Origin of the sequence: Maribacter algarum (ex Zhang et al. 2020) (assembly GCF_005885635.1) — a bacterium.
Lineage (GTDB): Bacteria > Bacteroidota > Bacteroidia > Flavobacteriales > Flavobacteriaceae > Maribacter_C > Maribacter_C algarum.
Window position 1 is genome coordinate 344,881 of record NZ_VATY01000002.1, and the last position, 17,393, is coordinate 362,273.

Sequence of the window (17,393 nt, forward strand, 5' to 3'; positions counted from 1 at the left end):
TCCTTACTACTGTATTTTATTAGACATGCTCTTTATCGAAAGGTGGTATTATCCTACAATAAAATCAGAATTAAACAGTTTTCTATGCAGCCAAATTCGATTTTTAAACCTATTCCCCCATGAAAAAAATATACCTAATAATTCTTTCTGCACTGGTCTTTGTTGCCAGCTGTACAGATGAAACAACCTATATTGACCAACAAAGTCTAGGTAGAGAACTGGTATTGGAAGAAAGCAATACTGTGCTCTCAAACGGAATTGGCAACAGCAGTAACGGTATTTTAGATATTTATTTTGAACATGAAATATCTAGTAAAAATGGAGGTATGTCGTTAAGTACCACGAGTGATTTCCATCTTAATTTGGTAGGTCAAGTGTCAAGTCCCGCTTTTGAAGGAAGTTCAAATCTTGCCGCTACCCATGTAGATTACCAAGATGAATATGCCTATGTTTCCTATAATACTATCGGTGAGACTTTTGCAGGTGCGGTTGATGTTATTGATTTAACCGATCCGTTGTCACCAGTTTTAGTTTCAAGAATGTACATGTTTAATAGAGATGCCAACGTTATTTTATATGACAATGGGTATGTATATGTGTTAGGAAGTGTAGATACTGAAAAAGTTTTGGAGGCTACGGGTGAATCTTTTATAGCAAAAATTGCTGTTCAGAATGGTAGTATCGATTTAAATAGTGTGGAATATTTCTACCAACAAGGTAATACGGCAACTGGTATTACTAAAATACAAAACTCCTATTATGTAACTAGTGGGGTAGCAGGGTCTATCGCTAAATATGATGGCAATGCATTCTTAAAGTCTAGTGAAGTCACTTTTGATGACTTGCGGTCGGTAACTTCCGCAAACGGAAAATTAGCTGTATTGGATGGTAGTACAGGAGTTACAATAATGGATGGTGAATTAAATGTCCTTTCACAAATAAACATGAGTTCTAGTTTTGTTGAAGACGCAAAGCGAACTATATCTATGACAGCTGATCAAGTCATTGTGGCAGAAGGTGCCCAAGGAGCTGGAGTATATAATCTTACTACCGGTGCACTTGAAGAGCGTTTACCAATTCTTTTAGACCCTGAAAATATTATTCCTTCAGATAAGGTTACAAATGCGGTATCAGTCAATGGCAATGCTACACTTTTGGCAAATGGAGGTGCTGGTTTGGCTATCAAAGTAAAGAATGAATTGTTAGATTTAATGGGCGTAGTAGAACTAAATGGTTCTATTAATTATGTTGTTTCTGATGGAAACTACATATTCGCTGCCTCCGGAAATTCAGGTTTGCAAATCATACACAAAATACGAACTCAAGAAAGTCTGATTATACCTGAGGGTGATTATCTTATTAGAGCTCGGCATAGCGGTCGTGTTTTAGGACTGTCTAGTTTATCTTCAGATAATGGCATAAATATTTCACAAGAGAGCACAACAGGACAAGCTGAAAGTGAAGAATGGAATCTAGAGATTCTCGATTCTGGTGCGTATGTGATTAGATCAACGTATTCAAACAAGGCCGCTCAAATGGAACCGGTATCGGGGCAACGCTATAATAATGTTCAGCAATGGGAATATGAAGGCCAAACAAGTCAACAATGGGCAATAGAACCTGCCGCAGAAGAAGGTTATTTTTATATCAGAAACCTTTCAGATAATCAATATATGGATGTTTTTGGACGAAGGACTTCAGCTGGTACGAATCTTATTACATGGCCATTTCATGGAAGAGGTAATCAGCAATGGGAATTTGAGCGAATAGATCAATAAAAGCTTTGTCGGTTTAAATACGCTTTTTAAATATCCCGAACAGTTCATTGCCAATTCTAGGTGGAATAGAGTTATGGCATCTTTCAAAAGTAATGGTTTCGAAATAGGGCTGTAAATAACTTAAATACAAATCTTTATCGCCGCCAAAAGGTCGTTTTTCCATATCACCAGTCAAGGGAATATCAAACCAAACTCCGACAAGTTTTCCGTTTGATTTCAACAAAGAAGCCATTTGTTTTGCGTACCGATTTCTATTAGCATCCGTAGGAACAAAAGAGCAGAAAAACGTCTGTTCAAAGATGAGGTCGTATTGGTTTTCATGCTGAAAGAAATCGGCTAACAGCAATTGCTCCCCTGGAAAATCAGGATTCCGTTTTTGAAATTGTATTAGAGGAAATTCAGAAATATCCATCACAAATACATTTTGAAAACCTTGCTTCCATAGATATTCCGCTTCGTAGGCATTTCCGGCTCCTGGAATTAAAATTGAAATACCCTTATTATCAAGTTGGTCGATATATTCTTTTATAGGTCGGGAAGGATAGCCAATATCCCATCCTGTCCGTTCTTCTTTGTAGCGAAGAGTCCAATAATTTTGTTCATCGGAATTATTCATAAGTGAAAGATAGCATCATTATGAAAACTACGTTAAAAAAGGAGCTAGATTTTATCCCTTTTCCTATCTTTCGCGACAACTTTCAATTATATCTTTAATTTATGAAAACCAAACCCATTGTTATTCTCGCCTTATTTTGTTCTCTTCTAAGTTTTTCGCAAATCGAACCACAATGGGCAAGATATCCATCAATTTCTCCTGACGGAAATACCATTGCATTTACGTATAAAGGTGACTTGTATAGGGTTGCTGCACAAGGAGGCGACGCCACTCAACTAACCTTTCATGACGCCCATGATTACCGTGTAAAATGGAGTAAAGATGGTAAAACCCTGGCTTTTGCATCTGACCGTTATGGTAATTTTGATGTGTATACTATGGATGCCATGGGAGGCCCTGCCACGCGGCTTACGTTTCATAGTGCTGACGAGAAACCATATTCTTTTTCGTCTGATGATACTGCAGTTCTTTTTGGGGCTATGCGCCAAGATGATGTCAAGCATCGACAGTATCCTACGAGCAGGCAACCTGAGCTGTACAGTGTTCCAGCAAAAGGCGGTCGGGTACAACAGGTATTGACGGTTCCGGCAGAAGATGTGCAAGTGAATGCCGACGGAACTCAAATGGTTTATCATGATTTAAAAGGGTATGAAGATGAGTTTAGAAAGCACCATACTTCTGCTATTACCCGTGATTTATGGACTTATGATACGACTGCAGATACTCATAAAATGGTTACGTCTTTTAAGGGTGAGGACCGCAATCCAGTGTATTCAAAGGACGGGACCGCCCTTTTCTATTTAAGCGAAGAAAGTGGCACTTTCAATGTGCATCGAATGACATTGGATAATCCATCCGAAAAGGTGCAGGTGACCGAATTCAAAACGCATCCTATTCGCTTCTTGAGTAATGGAAATGGAATATTATCCTTTTCTTATGATGGAGAGATATACACCATGGCAGAAGGAGGAGAGCCTAAGAAAGTGAAAATCAATATCCGTACACAGGCGGGTTCGAATGCTGATAAATATGTTTCGGTAAATGGAGGTGTTCGTGAAATGGATATTTCTCCGGATGGAAAAGAAATTGCTTTTATCTCACGGGGAGAAGTATTTGTAACGTCCGTTGATGGTTCCTTAACAAAAAGATTGACCAATACTCCTGAACAAGAACGTTTTGTAAAATTTACACATGACGGAAAGGCGGTAAGTTATTCAAGTGAACGCAACGGAAAATGGGATATCTATCAAACCAAGAAAGTGCGAAAAGAGGAAAAGTATTTTTTCGCGGCAACGCTGGTAAAAGAAGACACGCTGATTAGTAATGACAAAGATAATTACCTACCAGAGTTTTCGCCCGATGGAAAGTCCGTCGCATTTATAGAAGGTCGTAGAACACTTAAAGTAATGAATCTAAAGACGAAACAGACGGTTACTTTGCTAACCCCTGAAGAACTGTATCACTTTTCAGATGGGGACAAATATTTTAAGTGGAGTCCGGATAGTAAATGGCTTTTGGTCGATTGGGGACAAACGTTGAGCAATAGCGAGGTGTTATTACTTTCTGTTGATGGAAAAAAACGTAAGAACCTTACGAAGAGCGGTTACTATGATATGTCGCCCAAGTGGGTCAATGAAGGAAAGCAAATGCTTTGGTTCAGCAATAGAAACGGATTAAAAAGTTATGCTACCAGCGGAAATAGTGAATTTGATGTCTATAGCATGTTTTTTACTAAAGATGCTTATGACAAGTTTAATCTGACCAAAGAGGAATATGACTTGATGAAGGAACTCGAAGAAGGTGATAAAAAGGATAAAGATGATTCGAAGGATGATGAAAAAGATAAAAAAGGGAAGAAGAAAAAAGGCGAGGACAAAAAGGAAAAACCGGTAACGCCCCTTAAGTTTGATTGGGAAGATATGGAACTACGAAAAAGTAGATTAACTATTCATTCTTCGCGATTGAGTGATGCCGTATTGTCAAAAGACGGTGAAAAACTCTACTATCTCGCTCGTTTTGAGAAAGATTTAAACCTTTGGGAAACAGAAATTCGTACAAAAGAAACCAAGATGTTGATTTCTTTAGGAGCTAAATCGGGCAGTTTACAATGGGATTCGAAGCAAGAAAACCTTTTTCTGTTAAGTGATGGTAAAATTGCAAAGGTCGATTTAAAGGGTTCGAAAACAAAACCGGTCAAAATCAAATCAGAAATGAAACTTGATGCTGACGCTGAACGCAGATATATGTTCGACCATGTTTGGCTTAGGACTAATGCTATTTTTTACCATTCCAACTTTCATGGCATCGATTGGAAAGCCATGCGAGCGGAATATGAAAAATATTTGCCGCATATTGGAAATTCCACTGAATTTGCGGAGTTGCTTTCTGAACTCTTGGGCGAATTGAATGTTTCGCATGCAGGGGGGCGCTATAACGACAATATAGCGAACGGAGACGCCACTGCTTCATTAGGTATTTTTATGGATTACGAACATGAAGGAAACGGAATTAAGATTGCTGAGGTAATCAAAGGAGGTCCACTTGACAAGGCCGATTTCAAATTAGGCCCTGGAATGCTTATCGACAAAATAGATGGGGAAACCATAACACCCAATCGAGATATTGCACGTTATTTGAACCGAAAAGCAGGCAACTTTACGCTGCTCGACATTGTAAATTCTTCAGGTAATCGAAAGCAAATTACGGTAAAGCCCATATCATTGCGCGAAGAATCATCGCTACTTTACAGAAGGTGGGTTAAGAAAAATGAGAAAGAGGTATTGGAAAAAAGTAACGGTGCTTTAGGTTATGTTCATATTCCCGGAATGAGCGACGAGCCATACCGTTCAATCTATGAGCAAATGATGGGTAAGTTTTCAGATAAAAAGGCAGTAATTGTTGATACGCGCTTTAATGGTGGAGGCGACTTGGTGGCCGATTTGGCCATGTTCTTTACGGGAATTCCTTTTTTATCTTATGAAACCGAGTCTAAAGTAGTAGGGGGAGAGCCAACTTCGCGATGGACAAAACCAACCTTGGCCATGTTCAATGAGTCCATGTATAGTGACGGTTCTTGTTTTGCTAGTGGTTATCGCGATTTAAAAATAGGAAAGACTGTAGGAATGCCGGTTCCTGGAACCTGTAGTTTTGCTGGATGGGAACGCCTTCCAAACGGTGGTGTTTGGGGTGTAGTGCCCGTAAGTGCAAAAAACAAGGCAGGCGAGTGGTTAGAGAACAATGAGACCGACCCTGAGATTCAGGTTAAGAATAATCCTGATGTTATTGGAAAAGGCCGCGATGAGCAGTTAGAACGCTCTATCGAAGAATTGATGAAGGAAGTAAAATAATTAGAGAAAGCGGACCAGGAATCTACATACCTGGTCCGTTTTTTAGTTCTGAGCGGCATGTTTGGCTACAATGGCAAGTTTTTCCTCGATTTCTTCTTTTGGGATCCATCTCCCTTGTAACATGACACCTGAGATTTCTTTTAGGGCATTCAAATTTTCTAACGGATTAGAATCCAATAAAACCATATCGGCATCCAAGCCTTCTTTGATTTCGCCGAAAGTATCTTCCATATCAAAGTATTTTGCTGGATTGATAGTGCCGGATTGAATGATTTCCAAGGGAGCCATCCCAGCACCTAGCATGCCATTTAATTCATGATGAATTGAAAACCCGGGAACATTAAATAGTTGTGGGGCATCAGAGCCTAATAACATTCCGTGTCCATTCTTACTTAAAGCCTTGATGAGTAGTTTTCGAATACTATCAAACATTTGCCATTGCGGTGCATTGAATCCCGTCTCTGAATCGGTGGATGCTTCTTTACGCTCTTTCCAATTTTTCAATGTAGCTCCTGGCATATATTTCATTTCAGGTTGTTTGAGCAGTTCATCAGCTGAAATAGGAGCGAACCATCTTTCAAAAAGACTTTGGGTGGATACAATCCATACCTCATTTTCCTTTGCCATTTGAACCAACTCATCAACTTTAGAAGTATCGGCTAGGGGAGTAAAAGCAAAACCGAAGAAACCATTTTTAGTTGGATCTACATTTTCTGATTCTGGAACGAGTCCTTCCAAAAATCCATCAACATGATCAATAGAGGCGTATTTACTTTCTAGGGCATGACGAATGCCGACATCAACTGGTACATGACCGGCAAAAGGGATTCCAACTTCGTTCGCCGTTTTTACAACTTGGTTAAAAACATCTCTTTGAATCCCCGGATGAATCTTTAAAAAGTCATATCCTGCTTTTTGATATGCTGTTACTTTTTCAGTGGCTTCTTCAATTGTTTTAACTGAGTTTCCATTTAAAGAAGGACTCGAAGTGAAAATACGTGGACTGATAATTTTACCTTCCTTGGCCGTAGCGCGTAAGCTTAAATGAGCCGGATGCCCCAACATACCCCGAATCGTAGTAATACCATTAGCGACATAAAGAAAAAGAACTTCTTCAATACGTTCAGAATTGGTTGATGGCGACGGAATATGAGCGTGCATTTCCGCTAGTCCAGGCATAAGGTATTTCTCGCTACCATCTATAACAGTGGTGAATATTTTTCCATTCGCATTGGATTCGGAGATACTTTTTATTTTTCCTGAGTCGATAGCGACATCACGATTTTTAAGAATTTCACCTGAACGAACATCAACAATATTCGTATTGGAAATCAAGGTTTCTGTTGGACTTGCTTTTTCCTGTGCTTGGTTACAAGCACATAGAAGTATGATGGTTAGGATAAATACTGTTTTTTTCATGATTTTTTATCTTATGAATATAGATTCCTCCTTCAAAGGGGGAATTGTTTTGGCAGCCTCTAAAAGCCCCCTTAATTGTTCTTTCGAATGAGTTTTTCCACTTTTAATTACAGTATGAATCTTCTGAGTGTTTTCTATGTTATCCAAGGGATTAGCATCCAAAATCACCAAATCGGCTACTTTTCCTGGGGAGATATTACCATAATCTGCTTCTTTTTTTAGAAACTTAGAACCGTTGTATGCTGATGTTTTTAAGGCATTCAATGGCGATATTCCGTTTGCGACCATAGCTTGTAATTCATTGTGCAACGAAATTCCGGGATAGGTATATGAGTTGTAGGCTCCGCTATCGGAGCCGGCTAACAATCCGACACCAGCCTCATTAAGTGAATTTGCAAGCTTTCCAAAGAACCTATCCAATTCTTTTCTATCGGCAATCGCTTTTTGGGTAGATTTTTTTACGCGATTGATGCGGCCCTCATAGGTTTTGATAATACCCGTACTCATGTACTTCAAGTATTTATCATTACTGTGGTCAACTTCATCTAGATAGCTCAATGTTTTTCCAATATGCAATGTAGGGACCACATAAACATTATTTCCCTTTAAATGGAAGAACATTTTTTGTGCAGTGGAATCTTCATAGTTTTCCATAAGCAAGGGCATGGCATCCCAAAAACCGATTTCATTATTTTTTAATTGTTGGGTGATTTCTTTTTCGTTGGAAGCACAGCCTTTCATTACGTAATACAAATGTTCGATAGCATCAATTCCGGAATCTACTGCTTGATTAAGTTCCACAGTGAAAGGCATGTGTCCGGAAACAATCAGGTCTCGCTTTTCTGCTTCAACGATTGTTTTTAGGTACATTTCTCCAGAAATTTTACTGTCGTAGAGTTTTACGTAATCGCTAGGTATTCTTTGTAATATATCTAAAGCGTTTCTAACGTCAATTTCATTTTCTACCTCTAAAGAACCTTCCCAAGTACCCGCTACGCCATCTATTTTTGGACCTGAAGTAAATATCGTAGGTCCGACTAGACTTCCCTCTGCAATTTGTTTTCTCCAATCTAAAATGGCAGTGGTTAAATCGCCGCCAGCATCGCGGACAGTAGTTATTCCATTGGCAATAAAAAGATTTAGGAAATTCTTGTTGGCATCAATTAAGCTATCCCCTCCTCGAAAATGCACATGATTGTCCCAGAATCCTGGTAAAATAAACTTCCCGGATGCATCAATGATTTTTTTGACTTCAAAGGAGTTTGTTTCTTCTATGTCATTGACCTTTATAATCCTTCCCTCTGAAATAAATATACTTTGTTTGGTAATGTTTCCCGTCTCTAAATCTATGCTATTTCCGTTTTGGATAACTAGGTCAAATTGCTCTTTTTCTTCCAAAGAACAGTTTAAATTCAAGGCAGCACAAAAAACAATAAGGAGTAAGATTCGCATACCTGAAAAATATGGAAAATTACCGATTTATTAATCTGCGAATTGCAATAAATACCAGAATAAAAATAGAATATCCGATAAAAAACGGAATGATATATTGCTTTAAATCGAGAGCTAACATGATACCAATAAGCAATAATTGAAATCCCAATCCGAATGTAGAAACCGCTGTCATAAACCAATTTGGTAGCTTTTGAGCTTCTACCGCTTTGGCATCCATTTTATAAATGATTTTATCAAAAACCCCATAAGATAGGGTGTAGAGCCTGAAAAGAATGTTGACGTTGCTTTGCTTTTCTCCCTTCAAGGCTTTAGGTGTTTTATTTTCAAAAACCCTACTGGTGGTATCTCCGTTATGCTTATTTCTGAGAATAACGTAGTAGTAATTGTAGAGCGTGCCCTGCAGCTGAATTCCAAAAAAGGCCAGAATAGTGAGTGCCAATGACTCATCTGTAACATACCAAATGGTCATCAAAATCAGAAGGTTCAAAATGATATCGGAGACGGAATCTAAATACCGGCCTGTATAAGACGGCGTGTTCTTAATTCTAGCTAATTCACCATCTGCGGCATCTAGAATGGACTTTAAAACCAAAAAGAATGCAGTTGCCCAGTAATAATGATTTAGAATACAGGCGATTGCTATTAAGCCCGAAATGACAAATGCAATGGTGACATGGATAGGAGTGAAGGAAGTGTCTTTAAGCGATTGCGCGATAACTTTTGCAAAAGGTCTTCCATAATCAGATAAATCCAAGAACTGATTTTCCTTGGGTAACTTTGACATAGCGTTCAAGTTCTTGAAGAAAACCAGTAACGGAAACACGTTAGCCTGGTACACTCCGCAGAACTTAAGACAAAGGTAAGATTTAATTTACATTTTGTAAAAGGTTCAATAGGTTCTTAGTATCTTCCCATTAATGGAAAAAAAAGCCCCTTGGTATTATCTTATACTTTTAATTTTAGCAGGGGAAGCTGTATTTATACTACCCTTTGTCTTGCCCCGTATTTTTAGACCGACCATATTAGACCTTTTTCAACTTGATAATACCCAACTCGGACTCTGTTTTTCAGTATATGGTATAGTTGCGGTCTTTTCGTATTTATTTGGTGGTCCCTTGGCCGACAAGTTCCCGCCTCGAAAGCTAATGGCTATCGCCCTTTGGTTGACTGCCTTAGGTGGATTGGTTTTTGTTACCTTCCCTGATTTTACAACGCTACAATTTTTGTATGGTTATTGGGGATTCACTACGATTTTTCTTTTTTGGGCACCTATGATTAAATCAGCCCGTCTTTGGGGAGGTTTAAATTCTCAAGGGAAAGCCTTTGGCTTGCTCGATGGTGGACGCGGACTCACAGGAGCACTTTTTGGTTTATTAGGCGTTGTGGTCTTTGCAATGTTTATTTCAGAACATGTTGTGACCGCCCAATTGCAGGAAAGAGAAGAAGCATTTCAATATGTCATATATTTTTCGGTAGCTATCATTGGTCTCATTGGGGTACTAACGTGGTTTTTTATGAAATCGGGTGTCGACGAAAAGGAGATTCTTTTGGAGCGAATTTCCGTTCATCAGATAATTTCCGTGCTTAAACTTCCTGCGGTTCAGCTACTAATGGTTATCATTCTTTGTGCCTATGTAGGATATAAAATTACCGATGTACTCTCTTTATATGCAAAAGAAGTTATGCAATACAATGAAGTGAAATCGGCTCAGGTAGGCACTTTTTTACAGTTTTTAAGACCTACCACTGGAATTTTATTGGGTTTGTTGGTTGACCGTTTTCGAATTAGTTTGGTACTGGTATTTAGTTTTTTAGCCTGTATTATTGGCGGTGTTCTTTTTGCTTCCGGACTCATTGCACCCTCAACGACAGCCTTATTTTTTATCTCAGTTGTGGTTATTGCTGTTGGTGTTTACTCGGCAAGGGCTTTGTATTTTGCTGTAATGCAGGAGGGAAAGATTCCTTTAGTTCTCACAGGAACGGCCGTAGGTTTGATTTCTTTAGTTGGATATACACCTGATATCTTCGCTGGACCCGCTTATGGATATTTATTGGATGCACACCCGGGGGAAGAAATCGGACACCAAAATGTTTTTTGGATGCTCACTGCTTTCTCATCTGTAGGATTTGTAGCTGCAGTACTATACTATCGCTTGTTTGGAAGAAAAGAAACCACTTAACTTCCCCAGCCACCACGAGCTTTGATGTTTTTTGCACAAAGACTGACGATTTCAGTAATCCGTTTTTGACGGGTTTCTTCCCGCTTGGCTTGATTTAGATAGTATAAATAACTCTTACGCTGTCCTCTGGTAAAGTTTTGGAAGTTGGCAAAGGCTGTTGGGTTTTTATCAAAAGCATCTTTTAATTCCTTTGGAATGATTCCATTTTCAACATCATCTAAAGAAGTCCAAGAACCATTCTTTTTGGCCACTTTTATGGATTCCAATCCGCTTTGGTGCATCAGTCCACTTTTCTTAAGCACTTTGATATGGTCTTTGTTGACTCTGCTCCAAACACTTTTGGGCTTTCTTGGGCAGAAGTATTGACGTCGTTTTCCTGGCCCGATATTTTTGACAGTACTATCAATCCATCCGTAGCATAGTGCTACCCGAACCGCTTCTTCCCAGCGCATGCTTTCATTTTTGTGGGAAACTGCATAAAATATCAAATAAATACCTTTTTCGACGGCATAATTTTCATGGAGCCACGCCCTCCATTTGGTATCGTTCTCAAAATAATATTCTTGAATTTTTTTCATTCTAAACTGTGAATTGGCTCAAATTCTTTAAAAATACGGTTTTCTAATAGATGTTCTATGGGCGTTTAAAGCCTAATGTGTATTTTAGAGACTTCACTTAACTCAAACAACAATTTAAATGAAAAAGTTAGCTATTGCTATAGTGGTAATCTTCGGATTAGTCCTTGGAAGTTGTACTAATAAAAGAGAAGGAAAACCTAAAGTTTTGGTCTTCTCGAAAACCATGGGATTTAAACATGCCTCAATTCCCGTAGGAATCGCAGCTATTGAAAAGCTTGGTGCCGAAAATGGTTTTGAAGTTGACACTACCAAAAATGGGGAGTTGTTCAACGAAGACAATTTGAAACAATACTCTGCTATAATTTTCTTAAGCACCACTATGAATGTGCTCGACCATACTCAAGAAGCGGCTTTTGAACGCTATATTCAAGCAGGTGGGGGTTATGTGGGTGTGCATGCAGCAACTGATACGGAGTATGACTGGGGCTGGTACAACAAATTGGTGGGGGCACAATTTCTGAGTCATCCAGCGGGTACTCCAGAAGCTGATTTTATTATCAAGGATAACGGTTTTATTGCAACAAAACATTTTACCGATTCTGTTTGGCACCGCTCCGATGAAATTTATAATTATAAGAACATCAATCCCGATGTCAATGTTTTGATGACCATTGACGAATCGACTTATGAAGGTGGAAAAAACGGTGATTATCATCCTTTTGCATGGTATCACGAATTTGACGGCGGACGTTCCTTTTATACAGGCGCGGGCCATACTGATGAAAGTTATGCAGAAGACCCTTTCCTAAAACATTTATTGGGTGGCATTCAGTATGCCATCGGGGAGAATTTAGAGTTGGATTATTCAAAAGCCACTTCGCAAATACCACCAGAAATTGACCGTTTTTCCAAAGTTGTTTTATCAGAAGGTGAATTTTTCGAACCTACAGAAATGACCATTTTGCCAAATAACGATGTGCTCATTGGACAACGTCATGGTGAGATTTTACGCTATAACGCGGCAACAAAAGAATTGACCGAGATAGCAAAATTTGATGTGTATGATAAAACATTGAATACACCTGGAGTAAACGCTGAAGAAGGTTTGATGGGAGTCCAGAAAGACCCGGACTATGCCACTAATAATTGGATTTATGTGTATTATGCCCCAACTGGTGATGAGGAAGTCAATCGCTTATCAAGGTTCAAATATTCAGATGGAAATTTTGATATGGCTTCCGAGCAAAAAATTATCGATGTGTATTCACAACGTGAAATTTGTTGCCATACTGGAGGTTCAATCGCTTTTGGCGGTGATGGACTCTTATACCTATCGACAGGGGATAATTCAACTCCCTTTGACGAGAAAGGTGCAAAATACGTGAATAACGGTTTTGCTCCCTTGAATGACCTTCCAGGAAAACAGCAATATGATGCGCGTCGTTCTTCTGGAAATACCAACGACCTTCGTGGAAAAATACTCCGTATTAAAGTTAATGAAGACGGGAGTTATGATATTCCGGATGGTAACCTATTCCCTGTAGGAACGGATAAAACCCGTCCTGAGATTTACACCATGGGACATCGTAATCCCTATCGTATTTCGGTAGATTCTAAAAGGGGCTATGTATACTGGGGTGACGTCGGACCCGATGCCCGTGAAGATCAATTGGGCACGCGTGGTCCAAGAGGTCATGATGAAATGAATCAAGCTCGCGAGGCTGGAAACTTTGGATGGCCTTTATTTATAGCGGATAACAAGCCGTATATCGACTACGATTATGCTACTGGAGAAAGTGGAATAACTTTCGACCCTGAAAAGCCAATCAACGATTCTAAAAACAATACAGGTTTGACCGAACTTCCACCGGCACAGCCAGCTTATGTCTATTATCCGTATGCTGAAACTTCCGAATTTCCGCAGGTTGCCACCGGAGGTAGAAATGCAATGGCTGGGCCAACCTATTATTCCGATGAATATGCGAACGGTGGTGGATTGCCCGCCTATTATGATGGAAAAGTAATTATCTATGATTGGATGCGTGGCTGGATGATGGCCGTACATTTGTTTGAAGACGGTAGTGTCAACAAAATGGAACCTTTTGCTTCGGATATCAAAGTTAACAATTTGATTGATGTGGAAATGGGCCCAGACGGAAGAATGTACCTTTTAGAATACGGTAGTGGCTGGTTCTCGGCGAATAAGGATTCCGGATTAAGTTATGTAGAGTTTAATGGCGGTAATCGTCCACCTGTTATTGATAACATGATAGTGGACAACACTTCAGGAAAACTTCCTTTGACAATTAATGCAAGGGTCGAAGCAAGGGATCGCGAAAAAGATGCGATTAGTTATGTTTGGGATTTAGGGAATGGTGAAACTAAGGAAACCAGTGAGCCAAAAATATCACATACTTACGCGGAAGCTGGAGAATATAATATCTCAGTAGAAGTAAAGGATACCGGAGGTGAATCGGCAATTAGCGCGAGTACCGCTGTAGTGGCTGGAAATTCGAGACCTGAAGTGAATATTGCTATTACGGGTGGAAATAGCTCCTTCTATGTGCCAGGGCAACCTGTTAATTATGAAGTATCCGTAACAGATGCTGAGAGCAGTGACATTGACCCAGAGAATATTTTTGTTTCTGTGGACTATTTAGAGGGAATGGATAAAGTGGCAATGTCTTTAGGACACCAACAAGTTTCTGCATCGGTTACCGGTAAGGCCTTGACCCAAGCGATGGATTGTAAAACCTGTCACAAGGAAACAGAGGTCTCAATCGGACCAAATTACAGGGATATTGCTGCAAAATACAAGGATGATAAAAATGCCAAATCCTATCTTCAAAGGAAAATAAAAGAAGGTGGTTCTGGTGTTTGGGGTGAGGTGATGATGGCTGCGCACCCAAATATCACCTCAAATGAGACAAGTCAAATAGCGACCTATATCATGTCATTGAATGGAGATGGAAGTATGAAACCATCATTACCTCCAAAAGGTTCTGTAAAAGCAGAGGCCACAACTCCCGGAAACTTAATGGTATTGACAGCTAGTTATACGGATGGAGGTGCTGAAGGTGCTGTTCCATTGACAGGTTCTAAGTCCGTCGCCTTGGCTAGCAACACTGTTGGTTTTTCGGAAGCGACTAAGACCAAAGATATGATGGCCGTTACGTTTGGAGGACAAGATTTATTGGTGCTCCAAGGAGCCAAAGGATGGTTTGAATTGGATGATATTGACCTTACAGGAGTAAGCGCTGTAGTTTTGACGGTAGGCTGGCAGGAACCTCCCAAAGTTGCGTATAATTTTGATATTCGTTTAGATTCGGCAGAAGGGGAAATTATTGGTAAAGGTAATTTGGCCGTTCAACCTCCAGGAACGCCTGGTAGCGCAATAGTGATGCCCTTAACGAAGAAACCTAGTGGAAAGAATAAACTGGTTATTACTGGTGCCGTAGAAAAGGGTAAGACACCGGCCTTGGTAGCAGTAGTAAATGCTATGTTCAATTAAATTGTAAAAATCGAACAAATGAAAGCATCCGATAAAATCGGATGCTTTTTTATATTCCGTTTTAATGATAACCAACACCACAAGAAGATTTTGGTACGCCTTTTTAATGTCAATGGCATTTTTAGTGCGTAACCGAAGTATGCGTAAGTGGTTTTGGGTGCCCATTGTGATTATAGGTATTGGTTTTCTACTCCCGCAAAATATGATTATACCTGTAAAGGACGCAACTACTAGTAGCTGGGATGACGAATCATTCTGGGCTTACCCATGGGGGACTTCAATTACACATAAAGGAATAGATATTTTTGCAGATAAAGGTACTGACATTGTCTCCGCAACAAACGGAATTGTAATTTATACATATGAAGGAGGCAAAGGAGGGAAGTCCGTTATGGTTCTAGGTCCCAAATGGCGCTTTCACTATTATGCGCACATGGATGAAATTAAAACCTTTGTTTTCAAACCCCTAAAAAGAGGAACCGTTATTGGTACCGTCGGTAATACGGGAAATGCCATAAATACACCGCCGCATTTGCATTATGCGATTACGACACCTTTTCCCTATCCGAACTTATATGATGATGAATCCGTTCAGGGCTGGAAGCGTATGTTTTATTTAGATCCTGATATTTGGTTGAGGTAATATACTTTTATTCTATGAACTATCAAGAATTCAAAAAATTGCTAACTGAAGAGTTGCCACCTAAAAATTGGGCAGGACCCCTAAAGGCTCTTTGGTATGATGCAAAAGGGGATTGGGACACTGCTCATAAGATTGTAGACGGAATGAACAATACAACCGCGAAATGGATTCATGCATATCTACACCGCAAAGAAGGAGATGATTGGAATGCCGGTTATTGGTATCGGCAAGCTGGAAAAAAAATTCCAAAAAGCAGTCTAGAAGAGGAACATCGCGAACTGGTGGAGTACATTCTCAATAATTAAGAGGTTTTCTTGAACTTTTTCCTGGGTTTTAAAGAAAGCATCAATACCAGTAAAATTGGAGTCCATAAGGCAAAAGCCCAACCAATCAAAAATAACATCGAAATGCCTATTACCGCAAAAAGAGCAAAAGCTGCTATATACAACAATCCTTTTTTAGTATCATTCTCATGATACGCATCTACCAAATAAAAAAGCACAGGAACTATTGTTAATAAAGGTAGAATACTCATAAAAAAGGTCGGAGTTTTAATTACCAAACGACCATTTGCTTCATATGTTATTTAGTTCTGAGACCAATTTGAATATTAATAATCTGAATACTCCGTAGGATACAAAAATAGTGTAACATTTTTCGAAACAGTGTTTTGATACTTCGGCATTACCTTAAGTTTTGACCATTCAGGCGAATCGACAAATGCCTTCCAGTTCGCATCCCTGCTTTCTTGATTAGCGTGGGTAGTCATGTACATGAGATTAGGCATCGTTGGGCCAGATAAAACTTCTGCATAGAAAACAGCATTAAAGCCTAGTCTATCAAACAGTTTTACTTCACCACCGGCGTTGAACATATCCACTTTGCTTTTATAAAGGGCTTCGGTGGCCGCTTCATAGCTTCGGAGCTCATAGATTCGGTCTTTACGCGCACCATCTAATTTTGATGCTTCCATTTTTGGCATATCAATAAAGGCTTTCATCAATACGGATTCAATGCGCTGATAGGGCGGATTGTCATGAGATGCTTCTAAATACGCCTTTCCATTTTCTTGATAGGAGGTATTGGCTGCCAAAGCATCATCCAATAGTCGGAACTGTACTAGGGAAGAGAAGGGAATCAATACATACGTTTTTTTAGGCGTAACAGAATCCATTGGCTTTGGTTTGAAAACTCCGACATTCTGAATATCGAACTGCTTTAATGCTGGTAGGAAAGCATTTTTCAGGAAATCATCGGTTGTCTTTTCTTGTGCCTCCGTATCAAACGAATAGGTTTTAAGCTGATAGTATTCTTGGGTCTGTGCGGTTGCAATAAATATTCCAAATAGGCATAAAATTACTAGAAGGTTTCCTAATGTTCTCATAATAAACGGATTTAGCTTATGAAGATACATTTTTTTCGAAGCAGACGCTATTTTCAATGCCTTGATATTGACCATAATTGGATATTCGCCGATAGCCGTTCTTTTCATAAAGCGCAATGGCTTCCGGCTGTCTTTTTCCAGTTTCCAAAATGCAATGTGTATTTCCTAACTCTTTGGTCCAAAGTTCCAATTCCTTTAGCACCTTGGTTGCGTATCCTTTTCCTCTTTCCTCAGAAGGAACAAACATTCGTTTAACTTCCATAGAGCTGTCGTCAAATTTCTTTATCGCCCCGCATGCAACAGCTTTTTTATCCTTATACAAAACCACAGTGTGATTCAAATTAGAAATACTATTGAATTGATTGTAAAAAGCATGGTCTTCTCCATCCCGTTCCGCTAGATTGGCATCGAGCTGTTCAACAAGCTTAATAAAATCTGGATTTTTAGAATTTGTTCGTTTTAAAGTAAACATGGTAATTGAA

The 17,393-nt window shown here is 39.4% G+C and carries 14 protein-coding genes; 6 read left to right on the forward strand and 8 right to left on the reverse strand.

What is annotated here, in order from left to right; all coding sequences use genetic code 11:
• Nucleotides 1-119: 119 nt before the first annotated feature.
• A complete protein-coding gene (locus FEE95_RS10355) occupies nucleotides 120-1,778 on the forward strand; it encodes an RICIN domain-containing protein (protein WP_138657872.1) in 1,659 nt (552 codons plus the stop codon).
• A 13-nt stretch (nucleotides 1,779-1,791) separates the two neighbouring features.
• Here the strand turns inward: FEE95_RS10355 and FEE95_RS10360 are convergent, their stop codons facing one another.
• Nucleotides 1,792-2,394, reverse strand: coding sequence for a methyltransferase domain-containing protein (locus FEE95_RS10360; protein ID WP_138657873.1), 603 nt, complete (start codon nucleotides 2,392-2,394; stop codon nucleotides 1,792-1,794).
• A 101-nt stretch (nucleotides 2,395-2,495) separates the two neighbouring features.
• Here FEE95_RS10360 and FEE95_RS10365 point away from each other — a divergent pair, with 101 nt between their 5' ends.
• Nucleotides 2,496-5,741 carry a S41 family peptidase gene (locus FEE95_RS10365; protein ID WP_138657874.1) on the forward strand — a complete coding sequence of 1,082 codons (3,246 nt, stop codon included), beginning with the start codon at nucleotides 2,496-2,498 and terminating at the stop codon, nucleotides 5,739-5,741.
• Between the two features lie 42 nt (nucleotides 5,742-5,783).
• Here FEE95_RS10365 and FEE95_RS10370 read toward each other — a convergent pair whose 3' ends face one another.
• From FEE95_RS10370 to FEE95_RS10380, 3 genes are read right to left on the reverse strand one after another with little or no spacing between them, the layout of a single operon-like run.
• Complete coding sequence (locus FEE95_RS10370; RefSeq protein WP_138657875.1) at nucleotides 5,784-7,160, reverse strand: amidohydrolase family protein; 1,377 nt, start codon at nucleotides 7,158-7,160, stop codon at nucleotides 5,784-5,786.
• Nucleotides 7,161-7,166: 6 nt separating this feature from the next.
• Nucleotides 7,167-8,612 carry an amidohydrolase family protein gene (locus FEE95_RS10375; RefSeq protein ID WP_138657876.1) on the reverse strand — a complete coding sequence of 482 codons (1,446 nt, stop codon included), beginning with the start codon at nucleotides 8,610-8,612 and terminating at the stop codon, nucleotides 7,167-7,169.
• Nucleotides 8,613-8,631: 19 nt separating this feature from the next.
• Nucleotides 8,632-9,399 (reverse strand): CDP-alcohol phosphatidyltransferase family protein, encoded by a 768-nt coding sequence (locus FEE95_RS10380; protein ID WP_138657877.1) that lies wholly within the window; start codon nucleotides 9,397-9,399, stop codon nucleotides 8,632-8,634.
• 133 nt (nucleotides 9,400-9,532) lie between these two features.
• Between FEE95_RS10380 and FEE95_RS10385 the strand changes: the two genes are divergently transcribed.
• The gene (locus tag FEE95_RS10385; RefSeq protein WP_138657878.1) at nucleotides 9,533-10,795 is read left to right on the forward strand and encodes an MFS transporter; all 1,263 of its coding nucleotides are present in this window, start codon (nucleotides 9,533-9,535) and stop codon (nucleotides 10,793-10,795) included.
• Here the strand turns inward: FEE95_RS10385 and FEE95_RS10390 are convergent.
• On the reverse strand, nucleotides 10,792-11,373 hold the full coding sequence (locus FEE95_RS10390) for a YdeI/OmpD-associated family protein (protein ID WP_138657879.1): 582 nt from the start codon (nucleotides 11,371-11,373) through the stop codon (nucleotides 10,792-10,794). The two genes, FEE95_RS10385 and FEE95_RS10390, sit on opposite strands and share 4 nt — an antisense overlap.
• A gap of 118 nt (nucleotides 11,374-11,491) precedes the next feature.
• Here FEE95_RS10390 and FEE95_RS10395 point away from each other — a divergent pair, with 118 nt between their 5' ends.
• The 3 genes from FEE95_RS10395 to FEE95_RS10405 all read left to right on the forward strand — a co-directional run bounded on the left by FEE95_RS10395 (nucleotide 11,492) and on the right by FEE95_RS10405 (nucleotide 15,832).
• Nucleotides 11,492-14,884: a ThuA domain-containing protein gene (locus FEE95_RS10395; RefSeq protein ID WP_138657880.1), complete on the forward strand. Its 3,393-nt coding sequence runs from the start codon at nucleotides 11,492-11,494 to the stop codon at nucleotides 14,882-14,884.
• Between the two features lie 64 nt (nucleotides 14,885-14,948).
• Nucleotides 14,949-15,527, forward strand: a complete 579-nt coding sequence (locus FEE95_RS10400) for a M23 family metallopeptidase (protein WP_138657881.1) — start codon at nucleotides 14,949-14,951, stop codon at nucleotides 15,525-15,527.
• A gap of 14 nt (nucleotides 15,528-15,541) precedes the next feature.
• Nucleotides 15,542-15,832, forward strand: a complete 291-nt coding sequence (locus tag FEE95_RS10405; protein ID WP_138657882.1) for a hypothetical protein — start codon at nucleotides 15,542-15,544, stop codon at nucleotides 15,830-15,832.
• On the opposite strand, the gene FEE95_RS10410 is transcribed toward FEE95_RS10405, so the two are convergent.
• From FEE95_RS10410 to FEE95_RS10420, 3 genes are all read right to left on the reverse strand, one after another.
• On the reverse strand, nucleotides 15,829-16,062 hold the full coding sequence (locus FEE95_RS10410) for a hypothetical protein (protein ID WP_138657883.1): 234 nt from the start codon (nucleotides 16,060-16,062) through the stop codon (nucleotides 15,829-15,831). The genes FEE95_RS10405 and FEE95_RS10410 overlap by 4 nt on opposite strands.
• 75 nt (nucleotides 16,063-16,137) lie before the next feature.
• Nucleotides 16,138-16,911: an NIPSNAP family protein gene (locus FEE95_RS10415; protein WP_138657884.1), complete on the reverse strand. Its 774-nt coding sequence runs from the start codon at nucleotides 16,909-16,911 to the stop codon at nucleotides 16,138-16,140.
• Nucleotides 16,912-16,927: 16 nt separating this feature from the next.
• Nucleotides 16,928-17,383: a GNAT family N-acetyltransferase gene (locus FEE95_RS10420; RefSeq protein ID WP_138657885.1), complete on the reverse strand. Its 456-nt coding sequence runs from the start codon at nucleotides 17,381-17,383 to the stop codon at nucleotides 16,928-16,930.
• Nucleotides 17,384-17,393: the final 10 nt, after the last annotated feature.